The sequence below is a fragment of the Curtobacterium sp. SGAir0471 genome (genome assembly GCF_005490985.1).
Taxonomy (GTDB): Bacteria; Actinomycetota; Actinomycetes; order Actinomycetales; family Microbacteriaceae; genus Curtobacterium.
Window position 1 is genome coordinate 2,394,231 of sequence record NZ_CP027869.1, and the last position, 13,511, is coordinate 2,407,741.

General features: G+C 73.1%; 10 protein-coding genes, 1 tRNA gene and 1 other RNA gene. 4 read left to right on the top strand and 8 right to left on the bottom strand.

The genetic code is table 11. From position 1 onward, the window contains the following. Window positions 1-58: 58 nt before the first annotated feature. An RNA gene (gene ffs, locus C1N91_RS11035) (signal recognition particle sRNA small type) lies at window positions 59-155 on the bottom strand. Window positions 156-191: 36 nt separating this feature from the next. On the opposite strand from ffs, the gene C1N91_RS11040 reads away from it, so the two are divergent. Continuing rightward, the gene (locus C1N91_RS11040; protein ID WP_137767747.1) at window positions 192-866 is read left to right on the top strand and encodes an SDR family oxidoreductase; all 675 of its coding nucleotides are present in this window, start codon (window positions 192-194) and stop codon (window positions 864-866) included. A 184-nt stretch (window positions 867-1,050) separates the two neighbouring features. Here C1N91_RS11040 and C1N91_RS11045 read toward each other — a convergent pair whose 3' ends face one another. Together C1N91_RS11045 and pta are read right to left on the bottom strand one after the other, a co-directional pair. Next, window positions 1,051-2,247 carry an acetate/propionate family kinase gene (locus tag C1N91_RS11045; protein ID WP_137767748.1) on the bottom strand — a complete coding sequence of 399 codons (1,197 nt, stop codon included), beginning with the start codon at window positions 2,245-2,247 and terminating at the stop codon, window positions 1,051-1,053. Between the two features lie 96 nt (window positions 2,248-2,343). Beyond that, window positions 2,344-4,452, bottom strand: coding sequence for a phosphate acetyltransferase (pta, locus tag C1N91_RS11050; protein WP_137767749.1), 2,109 nt, complete (start codon window positions 4,450-4,452; stop codon window positions 2,344-2,346). Between the two features lie 122 nt (window positions 4,453-4,574). On the opposite strand from pta, the gene C1N91_RS11055 reads away from it, so the two are divergent. Further along, a tRNA-Ser gene (locus C1N91_RS11055) sits at window positions 4,575-4,662 on the top strand. Between the two features lie 307 nt (window positions 4,663-4,969). Continuing rightward, complete coding sequence (locus C1N91_RS11060) at window positions 4,970-5,614, top strand: hypothetical protein (protein WP_137767750.1); 645 nt, start codon at window positions 4,970-4,972, stop codon at window positions 5,612-5,614. Window positions 5,615-5,687: 73 nt separating this feature from the next. Here C1N91_RS11060 and C1N91_RS11065 read toward each other — a convergent pair whose 3' ends face one another. Together C1N91_RS11065 and C1N91_RS11070 are read right to left on the bottom strand one after the other, a co-directional pair. Continuing rightward, window positions 5,688-7,778 carry a helicase HerA-like domain-containing protein gene (locus tag C1N91_RS11065; RefSeq protein ID WP_137767751.1) on the bottom strand — a complete coding sequence of 697 codons (2,091 nt, stop codon included), beginning with the start codon at window positions 7,776-7,778 and terminating at the stop codon, window positions 5,688-5,690. A 186-nt stretch (window positions 7,779-7,964) separates the two neighbouring features. Further along, entirely contained in the window at window positions 7,965-9,221 is a 1,257-nt protein-coding gene (locus tag C1N91_RS11070; RefSeq protein WP_137767752.1) for a multidrug effflux MFS transporter, read from the bottom strand. Between the two features lie 296 nt (window positions 9,222-9,517). Between C1N91_RS11070 and C1N91_RS11075 the strand changes: the two genes are divergently transcribed. Further along, window positions 9,518-10,099 (top strand): TetR/AcrR family transcriptional regulator, encoded by a 582-nt coding sequence (locus C1N91_RS11075; RefSeq protein ID WP_175415994.1) that lies wholly within the window; start codon window positions 9,518-9,520, stop codon window positions 10,097-10,099. Window positions 10,100-10,162: 63 nt separating this feature from the next. On the opposite strand, the gene C1N91_RS11080 is transcribed toward C1N91_RS11075, so the two are convergent. From C1N91_RS11080 to C1N91_RS11090, 3 genes are all read right to left on the bottom strand, one after another. After that, window positions 10,163-10,705: a substrate-binding domain-containing protein gene (locus C1N91_RS11080; protein ID WP_175415995.1), complete on the bottom strand. Its 543-nt coding sequence runs from the start codon at window positions 10,703-10,705 to the stop codon at window positions 10,163-10,165. A 31-nt stretch (window positions 10,706-10,736) separates the two neighbouring features. Then, a complete protein-coding gene (locus C1N91_RS11085; RefSeq protein ID WP_137767755.1) occupies window positions 10,737-12,149 on the bottom strand; it encodes an MFS transporter in 1,413 nt (470 codons plus the stop codon). Between the two features lie 156 nt (window positions 12,150-12,305). Continuing rightward, window positions 12,306-13,451: a cystathionine gamma-synthase gene (locus C1N91_RS11090; RefSeq protein ID WP_137767756.1), complete on the bottom strand. Its 1,146-nt coding sequence runs from the start codon at window positions 13,449-13,451 to the stop codon at window positions 12,306-12,308. Between the last annotated feature and the right edge of the window lie 60 nt (window positions 13,452-13,511).

The window sequence follows — 13,511 nt, forward strand, 5'->3', positions numbered from 1 at the left end:
GAGCCGCTCGACAGCCGGGGCGGGAGGTCCAGGGAACGAAGAAGAGGGTCCCGGAAACGAAGAAGACTCCTCACGCACCCGCCAGAGCCCGGTTACCCTTGCTGCGTTTCCGCCCTGGGGGAGTTGGCCTGGATGGCGTCACGTGAGGAGCCTCCGGAAGTCTACCGGATGCTCCGGGCAGTATCGGACACATGAAGATCGCCATCGCCGGAGGACACGGCCAGATCGCACTGCTCCTCGCCCGCCTCATCACCGACGCCGGCCACGACGCCGTCGCGATCATCCGCAACCCGGCCCACGTGACCGACGTCGAGCAGCAGGGCGCGACGGCCCTGGTCGTGGACCTGGAACAGGTGGACGACGACGAGCTGGCACTGCGCCTCCGCGGCGTCGACGCCGTCGTCTTCGCGGCGGGGGCCGGGCCGAACAGCGGTGCGGAGCGCAAGGAGACCGTCGACCGCGACGCGGCGATCACGCTGGCCGACGCGGCGGAACGGATCGGCATCCGCCGTTACGTGATGGTGTCGGCGATGGGGGCGGACTCCTACGACCGCGAGCGCGCGGTCGTGCCCGCCCGGTCGGAGGACGACGTCTTCCAGGTGTACCTCCGGGCGAAGTCGGAGGCCGACGCGAACATCCGGATGCGGAACCTGCGCTGGACGATCATCCGACCGGGAGCTCTGCTCGACACTCCGCCGCAGGGCACCGTCCACGTCGGCCGGACGGTGCCCCGGGGTTCGATCCCCCGCGCGGACGTCGCGGCCCTCGTCCTGCACGCCCTGCTCGACGACACCGCGGTGGGTGTGCAGTTCGAGGTCACGAGCGGCAACACCCCGATCCCCGCGGCGCTGCACGCCCTGAGCTGACCCGCGCTGGGGACCGGCGCGCTGCTGCCGCGATACGCCGGCGTCGGCCCGAGACGCCGCCCGGTCGTCGAGACGCCCCCGGATCGGGCACCGTCTCGACGACCTGGCGGCGTCTCGGCAAGCCGGCACCGTCTCAGCGAACCGGCGGCACCTCGGAGAACCGGCACCGCCCCGACGGCGTCCCCTACAGCGCGACCGCCGCCGACTGCCGGGCGATCTCGAGCTCCTCGTTCGTCGGGACGACGAGCACGGCGACGCGCGACGAATCGGTCGAGATGAGCCGGGCCTCCTTCGAGTGCAGCTCGTTGCGGTCGGCGTCGACCTCGATGCCCAGGTGTTCGAGTCCGGCGAGCACGCGCCGCCGCAGCAGTGCGTTGTTCTCCCCCACGCCGGCGGTGAACACGACGGCGTCGAGCCCGCCGAGCTGCGCCGTGTACGCGCCCACGTACCGGCGGATGCGGTGCCGGTACACGGCGAGCGCTGCCTCCGCCTCGTCGTCACCGCGGAGTGCCGCGTCCTGCACGTCGCGCATGTCGCCGTTGCCGGTGAGCCCGAGCAGCCCGGACCGCTTGTTGAGCATCGTGTCGAGGTCGTCGAAGGACATACCGGCCTCGCGGTGCAGGTGGATGAGCACGGCGGGGTCGAGGTCGCCGGAGCGGGTGCCCATCACGAGGCCCTCGAGCGGCGTGAGCCCCATCGACGTCTCGATCGACCGACCGCCGTCGATGGCCGCGGCGGACGCCCCGTTGCCCAGGTGCAGCACGATCGTCTTCAGCTCGGCCAGCGGGCGACCGAGGAACGCCGCGGTCTGCTCGGAGACGTACTTGTGGCTCGTACCGTGCATCCCGTAGCGGCGGATCCGGTAGCGCTCGGCCAGGTCGGCCGGGATCGCGTACGTGTAGGCGTGCGGCGGCATCGTCTGGTGGAACGCGGTGTCGAAGACGGCGACGTGCGGCACGTCGGAGAAGACCTGCTTCGCCGCGCGGATGCCCTCGAGGTTCGCCGGGTTGTGCAGCGGCGCGAGGCTGTTGAGGTCCTCGATCTGCTGCTCGACCTCGTCGGTGACGACGGTCGCCGCGTCGAAGGTTGTCCCGCCGTGCACGACACGGTGCCCGACGACCGCGGGCGGGTGCTCGTCGAACGACGGTCCGACCTTCCCGAAGGCGTCGATCATCGCCTGGAAGCCGGCGGCGTGGTCGGGCACGGATGCGGCGTCGTTCGACGACGACTCCCCCGTCAGTGCGTTGGTGTGCTTCCACGCCCCCGACGACTCACCGATGCGCTCGACGAGCCCGGAGGCGAGCGTGCGCTCGCCCTCGAGCTCGATGAGCTGGTACTTGAACGAACTCGAACCAGAGTTCACGACGAGGGCTGCGGTCACTTCGGTGGTGCCTTTCTCGGGACGGTCTGGAGGCGCGGTGCGGGCGGGTGGGTCGGGCTGCGGTCGGTCGCGGCCCGGTCGGGTCGGACGGCTCGGTCAGGGCGCGTCGGTCGCGGTGCCGGCCTGGATCGCGGTGATCGCGACCGTGTTCACGATGTCGCTCACGAGCGCTCCGCGGGACAGGTCGTTGATCGGCTTCCGGAGGCCCTGCAGGACCGGCCCGATCGCCACGGCGCCGGCGGAGCGCTGCACGGCCTTGTACGTGTTGTTGCCGGTGTTGAGGTCCGGGAAGACGAACACCGTCGCCCGGCCGGCCACGGGCGAGTCCGGCATCTTGGTGCGTGCGACCGTCGGGTCCGCGGCGGCGTCGTACTGGATCGGCCCCTCGACGAGGAGGTCCGGGCGACGCTCGCGCACGAAGGCGGTCCCGGCGCGGACCTTGTCGACGTCCGCGCCGCTGCCGCTGTCACCGGTGGAGTAGCTGAGCATCGCGACCCGCGGGTCGATGCCGAACTGCGCCGCGGTCTCCGCCGACGAGATCGCGATGTCGGCGAGCTGCTCGCTCGTGGGGTCGGGGATGACCGCGCAGTCGCCGTAGACGAGCACCCGGTCGGCGAGCGCCATGAGGAACACGCTCGACACGATCGAGGTGTCGGGCCGGGTCTTGATGATCTCGAAGGACGGCCGGATGGTGTGCGCGGTGGTGTGCTTGGCTCCGGAGACCATGCCGTCGGCCAGGCCGAGCTGCACCATGAGCGTGCCGAAGTAGGACACGTCGGTCACGGTGTCGCGGGCGAGCTCGATCGACATGCCCTTGTGCGCCCGGAGCCGGGTGTACTCCGCGGCGAAGCGTTCGCGCAGCTCGGGGTCGAAGGGGCTGACGAGCTGCGCGCCCTCGAGGTCCAGGCCGAGCTCGGTCGCCCGGGCCCGGATCGACGCCGGCTCGCCGAGGATCGTGAGCGCGCACACCTGGCGCTGCAGGAGCGTCGACGCGGCGTGCAGGATGCGGTCGTCGTCACCCTCCGGCAGCACGATCCGCTTGCCGTAGCCGCGGGCGCGGTCGAGCAGGCCGTGCTCGAACATGAGCGGCGTGACGACCCCGGACGGGCTGAGCTGCAGGCGGTCTCGGAGGGCGTCCGCGTCGACGTGCTGCTCGAAGAGCGCGAGCGCCAGGTCGGCCTTGCGGGGCGAGTCCGCCGCGAGCCGCCCGCGGGTGTGGGTGATCCGGAGCGCGGTGTCGTAGGTACCGAGGTCGTTGCGGGCGATCGGCAGCGAGCTCGACAGCCCCTCGAGCAGCCGGGTGATCTGCGGCGAGGTCTCGAACCCGCCGTTCAGGATCACACCGGCCAGGCTCGGGAACGTCTCGGACTGGTTCGCGAGCACGGTCGCGAGGAGCACGTCGCTGCGGTCCCCCGGCACCACGACGATGCCGCCCTCGATGAGCCGGGGCAGCACGTTCTCCATGCTCATGCCGGCGACCACGGTGCCGAGGGCCTCGCGGTCGAGCAGTGCCTCGTCACCGCGGACGAGTGTGGCGCCGGTCGCCTCGAGCAGCGCTCGGACGGTCGGTGCGACGAGCACCCGGTCCTCGGGGATGGCCCACACAGGGGTGTCGGGGTGGTCGTCGCGCACGGCTCGCTCGACGCTGTCGACGATCGCCGGCAGGGCCTCGGGGTCCGCACGGTTCACCACGACGCCGAGCAGCTGGGCGTGCGCCGCGCGGAGCTCGCTGGTGGTGACGTCGGCGACCTGTGCCATGGCGTCGGGCGTCCGGGCGCCGCGCTCCGCCGAGTCCCGCCCGCCGAGCACGAGCAGCACCGGCGCGCCGAGGTTCGCCGCCACCTTCGCGTTGAACGACAGCTCGGTCGGACTGCCGACGTCGGTGTAGTCGGACCCGAGGACCACCACCGCGTCGCACTGTCGCTCGACCTGGGCGAACCGGCTGAGGATCGTGCCGAGCGCCGCGTCGGGGTCGGCGTGCACGTCGTCGTACGTCACACCGACGGCCTCGTCGTAGGACAGCCCGACCGCCGAGTGCTGGAGCAGGAGCTCGAGCACGTAGTCGGGCTCCGCCACCGACCGCGCGACCGGCCGGAACACGCCGACCCGTCCGACGGAGCGTGCGAGGGTCTCGAGGACACCGAGGGCGACGGTGCTCTTGCCCGTGTGTCCTTCTGCTGACGTGATGTAGATGCGGGTCGACACCCCTCCAGGCTAGTCGTGGCCACGTCGTGCGCTCTGGGAGTCGGCGGGGCTGTGGACGGACGTGGTCGTGACCACCCTCGCGAACCTGTACCATGGGGTGTCGTCGTCGCGAGACGGCGCCAGGAGAATTCGCCTAGTGGCCTATGGCGCACGCTTGGAAAGCGTGTTGGGTGCAAGCCCTCGGGGGTTCGAATCCCCCATTCTCCGCCAGCAGCAGCACCGAAGGGCGCGTCCACCAGGACGCGCCCTTCGTCGTCCCGACGGCACCGCATCCCACTGGCGCCGCGTCCCCCCGGCACCGCGTCCCCCATCGGTGGGACACGGGCGCACCCCATGCGCAACGACATGGCCGGGAAACGCCCAACGGGGGTGGAACGGGCTGTCCTCCGCCCCCGCTTGCCCCTAGTGTGAGCACACGGACGACCCCGGGACGGGTCGGACGGTGCAGCGGTCGGCAGGGGCGTCGACCGCGGGGACGTCCGGGTGTGCGCGCACCCGAGGGGAAGAGGAGATCACGGTGGGGGAAGCGACGGTGCCAGCTGCCGGACGTCTGCGGACGCCGGTGTACGACGTGGTCCTGCGCCCCCGGCGCTCGCTCGTCCGGTCGACCGTGCTGAGCATCGTGTGCTCGGCGGTCCCCCTCGCCGTCGCTCTCGTCTGGGTCTCGCTGCCGGAGCGTTGGTGGGCCCTCGTCGCAGGGCTCGTCCTCGCCCTGGCCGTGCTCGTCGGCGCGCTGTTCGTCCGGCTCGGTCAGGCCTTCCTCGGGATCGACGACGACGTCGTCGTCCTGCACGCCGTCCTCACCCCGAACCGTCGGATCGGCCGAGAGCGGGTCCACCGGCTGGTCGTCGCCCCGACGTACGGCGCCTCGACCGAGCGGACCACGCGCGAACTGCTGGCCTTCGACGCCGACGGCACCCACCTCTTCCGCCTGCGCGGCGACGTCTGGGGCGACCGGGCCCTCGACCGCGTCGTCGAGGCGCTGGACGTGCCCGTGGAGCACGAACGCCGCCCGGTCCACGTCCGCGAGGTCGCCCGCCGGTGGCCCGCGAGCCGCACCTGGTACGAGCGCCGCGGCGGCCTGCTGCTGGTCGGCGTGGCAGCCGTGTGCATCGTCGCCGGGCTGCTCGCGGTCGAGACCGTCGGGCTCCTGACGCGCTGACACCGCCCGGATCCACCCCGCCGCGGCCACGACCCACCGCGGCGACCGGCCAGCGGCGGCCGGCCCGGCGACCTCAGCGCCGTCGGCGCAGGGTCGAGAAGATGCCCCGGACGACCTCCTTGGCGATGGTCTGCCCGAGGCCGTTCCCCAGCAGCCCGCCGAGCGGGTCGTCCCCGGCCCGCCCGCCGGACCGTGACGAGCGCGTCGAGCCCGACCGTGACCGGCGCCCCGCGGCAGCTCGTTCCGCCCGCTCGAACTCGCGCTGCGTCCGCTCGTACTCGGCCTGCGCCGCCTTCCGCTCGCGCTCGTCCCGCGCGGCCTGCGCGGCGGCCTCCTTCGCCGCCGCGGCGGCGGCTCGCGCAGCCTCCTGCTCGGCCTCGGCCTGCGCCTGCGCCGCGGCCGCCTCGGCGGCCGCCGACTCCATCCGGGCGGCGAGGACCTCGCGAGCCGACTCCGGGTCGACCGCGGTGCCGTACCGGGCGAGGAGCGGGGACGAGGCGACCCGCGCCTCCAGGACGTCCGACGGCAGTGCGTCCATCGATCCCTGCGGCGCCCGCAGACGGGTCCACGCCACCGGCGTGGGCGCGCCGTCCTCGTTCATCACCGTGACGATCGCCTCGCCCGTCGCCAGCGAGGTCAGGACCTCCCCCAGGTCGTAGTCGCTCGTCGGGTACGTCGACACCGTCGCCCGCAGCGCCTTCGCGTCGTCCGGCGTGTGCGCTCGGAGCTGGTGCTGCACGCGCGAACCGAGCTGCGCGAGGACGTCGTCGGGCACGTCCTTGGGGGTCTGCGTGACGAAGACGATGCCGACGCCCTTCGAGCGGATGAGCCGCACGGTGCGCACGATCTGCTCACGGAAGTCCTCCGACGACCCCGAGAACAGCAGGTGCGCCTCGTCGAAGAAGAACACGAGCTCCGGCTTGTCGGTGTCGCCGACCTCGGGCAGTTCGTTGAACAGGTCGGCCAGCAGCCACATCAGGAACGTCGAGAAGACCTCGGGCTGGTCCTGCACGCCCGGCACCTCGAGCAGGCTCACGATCCCGCGGCCGTCCGGTGCGGTGCGGAGGAACTCCCGGGTGTCGATCTCGGGTTCCCCGAAGAACCGGTCGGCGCCCTTGTCGGCGAAGGTCACGAGCTCGCGGAGGATCACCCCGGCGGTCTGCTTCGACAGCCCGCCCAGCTCGGCGAGCTCCGCCTTGCCCTGGTCGCTCACCAGGTACGTGAGCACGGCGCGCAGGTCCGACAGGTCGACCAGGGGCAGCCCGGCGCGCTCGGCGTAGTGGAACACCAGCCCGAGCGAGGACTCCTGCGTCGCGTTCAGGCCGAGCACCTTCGACAGCAGCAGCGGACCGAAGCCGGAGACCGTCGCACGGATCGGCACCCCGGTGCCCTGCCCGCCGAGTGAGTAGAACTCCGCCTGGCTCCCCGTGCCCTGCCAGCGCTGGCCGATCGCCTCGGTGCGGGCGAGGAGCTTCGCGTTCGGCTGCCCGGCCTCGGCGAGTCCGGAGAGGTCGCCCTTGACGTCGGCCGCGAACACGGGAACGCCGTTCGCCGCGATCTGCTCGGCGAGCAGCTGGAGTGTGCGGGTCTTGCCGGTGCCGGTGGCACCGGCGACCAGGCCGTGCCGGTTGAGCATGGCGAGCGGGATGCGCACCTGGACGTCGGGCAGCGGGCCGCCGTTGACGAGGGCCCCGAGCTCGAGGGCGGAGCCCTCGACGGCGTACCCGGTGCGGATCGCCTCGACCGCGTCGGGACCGAGCGGTCCGGCTGCTTGTGGCGTCACCGGTGCGGAGTCAGGGGTCGACGTCGGCGCGGAGACCGACGTCGGATCGGGGGCCGACGTCGCGTCGGTGGTCGCGTCGGGCACCGTCCGGCCGGGAGGCGCGGTGCCCGTCTCGACGGTCGACCCGCCCGTCGACGCGGTCGCGTCCGTCGACGCGGTCGCCTCGTCCACTCGGCTCACGTCCGGGGCCGGTGTCGGTGCCGCCTCGTCCACTCGGCTCACGTCCGGGGCCGGTGCCGGTGCCGCCTCGGCCGCCCGGTGCAGCGCCGCGGCGAGCTCCTCGGCCCGTCGGGCTGCCTCGTCGGCCAGCCGTCGCGCCTCCTCCGCCGCTGCCTGCGCCGCTGCTGCCGCTGCCCGTGCCTGCTCCACCGCGTCGATCATGTCCGCAGCATACGGACGGCCGGGGTCAGCGGTCCGGCCACGTCTCGCGGGGCGCCCCGGTGCCGGTCCGGACGACGGTGTCGACGTCGTCCGACAGCGGTCGCGTCGGACGACAGCGCCACCGCCGCTCGTCCCGGCTCCCGCGCCCCACCGCACGGCCGGGCGCCGGCGGAGGTCGCTCCCCGGTCAGTGCGAGAGCGCCGGCACCGTCCGCGGCCGGACGACCACCCAGAGCACGATGACCGCCACGGCCGCCGTGCACGCCATCACGCCGGCCATCGGCGTCGCCGCGGTGATCCCGAGCCAGCCCACGATCGGCGACACGAGCCCGGCGACCCCGAAGTTCAGCGCACCGAGGAGCGACGCGGCGGTGCCGGCCTCCTTGCCGTGCGCAGCGAGGCCGATCACCTGCACGAGCGGGAACGTGAACCCGCACGCGGCGATGAAGAACCACAGTGGCACGAGCACCCCGACGAGACCGGCGCCGAGCTGGTCGAGCACCACGATCGCGACGGCGGACACGAGCAGGGTGGCGGTCGAGCAGGCGAGGATCCACTGCGGGCCGACCCGCTGCGCCAACCGCGAGGACACCTGCACGCCGACCACCACGCCGATCGAGTTCACGGCGAAGAGCAGACCGTACTGCTGCGCGTCGAGACCGTAGACCGTCTGGAACAGGAAGGGCGAGGCGGAGAGGTACGAGAACAGTCCGCTGAACACCATCGCGCCGATGAGCGCGACGCCGACGAAGATGCGGTCGGAGAGCAGGGCCTTGTAGCGCTGCCCGATCGTGGAGTGACCGGCCTCCTTCCGCCGGGCCGGCGGCAGGGTCTCCACGATGAGGAGCGACGATGCGATGACGACGGCCGCGCCGTAGCACGCGAGGAACACGAACACACCACGCCAGCTGACGAACTGCAGCATCTGCGAGCCGATGAGCGGAGCGAGGATCGGTGCGAGACCGTTCACCATCGCCAGGCGCGAGAGCATCCGGACGAGCGGCTTGCCGCCGAACAGGTCACGGACGGTGGCCATCGCGACGACACCGCCGGCCGCGGCACCCATGCCCTGCAGGACGCGGAACAGCGCGAGCACCTCGACGTTCGGCGCGAGCGCAGCACCCACCGAAGCCGCGACGTGCACCGACGTGGCGATGATCAGCGGGAGACGGCGCCCGACCTTGTCGCTCCACGGCCCGACGAGCAGCTGTCCGACGGCGAAGCCGAGGGTGGTCGCGGTCAGCGTGAGCTGCACGGCGCCCTCGGAGATGCCGAGCTCGCGCTCGAGCGACGGGAACGCCGGCAGGTACAGGTCGATGGTGAACGGCCCGAGCGCGGTGAGCGCGCCGAGCACGAAGACGTAGACGAGGCGCTGCCGCCGGGTGAGCGAGTCACCGGGGTGCAGCACGACGCGGAGCGAGCCGGTGGTGGCGGGCGCGGTCACGAGCGGTCCTTCACGGAGGTCGGGTGCAGGAGAGGCGGGATCGGGTCCGCTCGTCGACGTCGGGGACGTTCGACGGCGGCCGAGGCAGACGGACGCACGATCGGATCAGATCGGGTCGAATCGAATCGATTCGGCGTCGGAACCATCCTAGGGCCTGTGTGAGCGCTCTCGCGACGTCCGTCCGCCGTCGTCCTCGTCACACTGCGCGCTCTGTCCCGTCCGCGCGGCCGCCGTGCGGTAACGTCGGACTGCTCGAGCGCCGCCTGGTGCGGTCGGAACGAAGAGGGGGTGGTGTCGTGGTCGACGCCCGGATCGTGCACACCACGGCAGCGCTGCGCGAGGCGATCCTCCGGCTCGCAGCGGACCGCCCGGTCTCCGCGATCACCGTCGCCGACGTCACCCGTGCTGCCGGCATCAACCGGGCGACGTTCTACTCGCACGCGGTGTCCCCCGGATCGCTCCTCGCCGACGCACTGACGCCCGAGCTCGACCGCATCCGCGAGGACGACGTCGAGGCCCGCCGCACCGCGTCGGCCCGCGGCGCGGACGAGGACGAGCTCGCCGCCATCACCCGCCGCGGCATCGACGCCGTCGTCGAGCACGTCGTGGCGCACCGTGACATCTACGCCCGCGGGTTGCCCGACACCGAGGACGCCTCGCTCCACCGGATGCTCGTGCAGCACTTCACCGTGTCGAGCGCGCAGCACATCCGCGAGCTCGACCCCGCATCGCGCCCACCCCTGCTCGACGACGTCGCCGCCGGCTTCGTGGCCCAGGGCTTCGTCGGTGCGATCGAGGCGTGGCTCGCCGGACCGCGGCGTTCCCGGAAGTCCCTGGTCGAGACGATCACCCTGTCGTTCCCGGCCTGGTGGCACTGAGCCGAGGCGCCGACCGCGCCCGGTCGCACTGACCCGCGCCGGGCGTCGACCGCGGTCCCGGCCTCAGTCGGCCGTGTCCGGCTGCTCGCCGCGCTGCAGCGACCGGACGACCGCGACCGCAGACCGAGCCGTGTCCCCGGCATCGGCTGCCGCGGGCACGCGGTGGTCGGCGGAGACGCCGTCGCCACCGGTCCCGCTCGCCGGGAGCGGATCCCCCACCGACACCACGACCACACCGGCGTCGTGTGCCGTCTGGACCGCCCCGGTGAGCGCGTCGGCATCCGCGGCGTGGACGAGCAGCGCCTTCGCTCCGGCACGGACGAGCGCGTCGACGGAGCGGGCCTGTTCGACGGCGGTCGCCGAGGACGGTGCCACCCGGACGTCCGGCTCGAACCCGGCGCCCGCGAGACCGCGCTCGAGGTCCGCCGCGAGCACATCGTCCCCGGGGGCGAGCACCACCCCGACCACGGCGTCCTCGGCGAACCCGCCGTCCGAGCTCGTCAGGTCGGTGCTGCGGACGGGCGTCGGCGCGGCGGTCGTCGGCCCCTGGCACCCGGTCAGGGCGAGGATCGCCGCCACGAGGACGGCGACGACGCTGGTGCGCACGGGACCTCCTCGGCTCGATCGGACCCCCACGCTACCGCCGGTCGGGTCCGGCGGTGCCTGGTGCCAGCGACGAGGGCACGGGTGCGGGCACGGGCCCGAGCCGCCGCACCGCCACCGATCCGAGGAGCGCGATCAGCGTCATCGCGACGAACACGAGCGGGAACGACCACGCCCCCTCGGCTCCCCCGCTGCCGACGAAGAGCAGCCCCGTGACCGCGAGGCCGACGACGCTGCCCGAGGCGTCGGCGATCGTGAGCGCCGAGCTCGCGAAGCCGTCGTCGCCCTCGCCGGAGAACCGGAGCGTCAGCATCGACAGCCGCGGGTACATCGCGCCCATGCCCGCGCCACCCACGAACCACCCCGCCACGAGCACCCACCACGGCAGGTCCCACACCGCGACGGCGAGCGCGCTGAGCAGGCTGACCAGGACGAGCCCGAGCCCGGCACCGAAGGTCCGGGACGCGGTGAGCCGCTGCTCCCCGAGCCGACCGTGCAGCCAGCTGGCCCCCGCCCAGCTCAGGGCGGCCACCGTCAGGGCGAGCCCCGCGGCCGAAGCGCTCAGGCCGTGCCGTTCCTGCAGCAGGAACGGGACGTAGGCCTCGCTGCCGAAGAACGCGGCGGCGACCAGGCCGCGCAGGAGCACCACGGACGGCAGGCCCGCGGCGGCCCGGAAGGTGCCCGTCGGCAGGAGGGGCCGCAGGGCCGCCCACGCGCCGACCACCCCGACGACCACCGCCACGACACGCGCCCACGGACCGAGGTCCGGCGCGACGTTGAGCAGCAGGATCGCGAGCGCCGCCGCGACCGACCAGCCGATGCGCCCCGCTCGCCACGGCGGCCGACGCTCGACCGGTGGCGCGTGCAGGCGTGCCAGCGTCGGGACGAGCAGCGCGAAGGCGACGACCGCGATCACGAGGGCGCCCGCGAAGACCCAGTGCCAGCCCCACACCTCGGTCACGAGCCCCGCGAGCGCCGGACCGACGAGCGCGGGCACGACCCACGCGGCGGCGAACCCGGCGAACACCGGACCGTGCAGCTCGGCCGGGAAGATCCGGGCAACGAGCACGTACAGCACGACGTCGACCGCGCCGGCTCCGAAGCCCTCGACGAGCCGACCTGCCAGGAACACCTCCATCGTCGGCGCGGTCATCACCACGGCCGTGCCGATCGCGAAGAACGCCGCCGACACCCAGGCGACGATCCGCCCGCCCGAACGGTCCGTCCACGTCCCAGCGAGCACCATCCCGGGCACCCCGGCTGCCAGCGGGGCCGCGAAGGCGAGCGCGTAGAGGGTCTGTCCGTCGAGGTCGCGACTGATCTCCGGCATCACCGTCGTCATCGCGAGGTTCTGGAACGCCGCCACCCCGACGATGGCGACCATGCCGAGCGTGGCGAGCGCGTAGCGCCCGCTGAGGATCCCCGACCTCGTCGCCACGCTGCTCACCGCCCCAGCCTAGGGGGCGGCACCGACGATCCCTCGTCTCCCAGTGACGGACGGGAGGCTCCCCACCGGTCCGGTGGGGAGCCTCCCGTCCGTCACGACAGCGGCAGCGGCCGCGGTCACCGGGACCGTCGGCGCGTCCTGGTCAGCGCGACGTGGTCAGCGCGACAGCGCCTGCAGCACGTCCGCGACGAGGTCGCCCTGGTCCTCGATGCCCACCGACAGGCGGACGACGTTCTCCGGGACGGCGAGCTCGGTACCCTTGACCGACGCGTGCGTCATCTCGCTCGGGTAGCCGATCAGCGACTCGACACCGCCCAGGGACTCGGCGAGCGTGAAGACCTCGGTGGACTCGACGAAGCGCTTCGCTGCCTCGGGTCCGCCGGTCAGGGCGACGGACAGCATCCCGCCGAAGCCGCGCATCTGCTTCGCGGCGACCTCGTGCCCGGGGTGGTCGGCCAGACCCGGGTAGTACACGCGCTCGACGCCGGGGGCGGAGACGAGCGCCTCGGCCACCGCCTGCGCGTTCGACGAGTGCCGCTCCATCCGGACCGGCAGCGTCTTGATGCCACGGGTCGTGAGGAAGGCGTCGAACGGCGACGCGATCGCGCCCGCACCGAACTGCAGGAAGCCGACCTGCTCGGCGAACGCCTCGTCCCGCAGGACGACCGCGCCGCCGACGACGTCGGAGTGCCCGCCGAGGTACTTCGTCGTGGAGTACGAGACGGCGTCCGCGCCGAGCGACAACGGCTGCTGCAGGTACGGCGACGCGAAGGTGTTGTCGACGACGACCAGCGCGCCGGCGGCGTGCCCGACCTCGGAGAGCAGCGCGATGTCCGCGATCTTCATGAGCGGGTTCGTCGGCGTCTCGACCCAGAGCACGGTCTTCGCGGGCGCGCCCTCCAGCGCCGCACGGACCCGGTCGGCGTCGCTCATGTCGACGACGACGAGCTCCACGCCCCACGGCACGTGCAGGCGGTTCACCAGGCGGTGCGTGCCGCCGTACACGTCGTTGCCCATCACGACGCGTGCGCCGGGCTCGAGGTACGCGCGGAGCAGGGCGTCCTCGGCGGCCAGACCGGACGCGAACGAGTACGCGGCGACACCGCCGTCGAGGTCGGCGAGCAGGGTCTGCAGGGCGTCCCGCGTCGGGTTGCCGCCGCGGGAGTACTCGTACCCGTTCCGCATCGCCCCGACGCCGTCCTGCACGTAGGTGCTCGTGAGGTGGATCGGCGGGATGACGGCACCGGTCGTGGCGTCGGGCTCCTGGCCGGCGTGGACGGCGCGGGTCGCGAACTCGGTCATGCGCTGGGGTTCCTCGTGGATCGGGCCCGCAGGTCGAGGCCGCGGGTCGGGTGTGGTGGG

What these genes read in the sequence shown, in the direction of transcription:
- C1N91_RS11040 (WP_137767747.1), top strand. Translation starts at nt 192, where the DNA reads ATGAAGATCGCCATCGCCGGAGGACACGGCCAGATCGCACTGCTCCTC.
- C1N91_RS11065 (WP_137767751.1), bottom strand. Translation starts at nt 7,778, where the DNA reads ATGATCGACGCGGTGGAGCAGGCACGGGCAGCGGCAGCAGCGGCGCAG.
- C1N91_RS11090 (WP_137767756.1), bottom strand. Translation starts at nt 13,451, where the DNA reads ATGACCGAGTTCGCGACCCGCGCCGTCCACGCCGGCCAGGAGCCCGAC.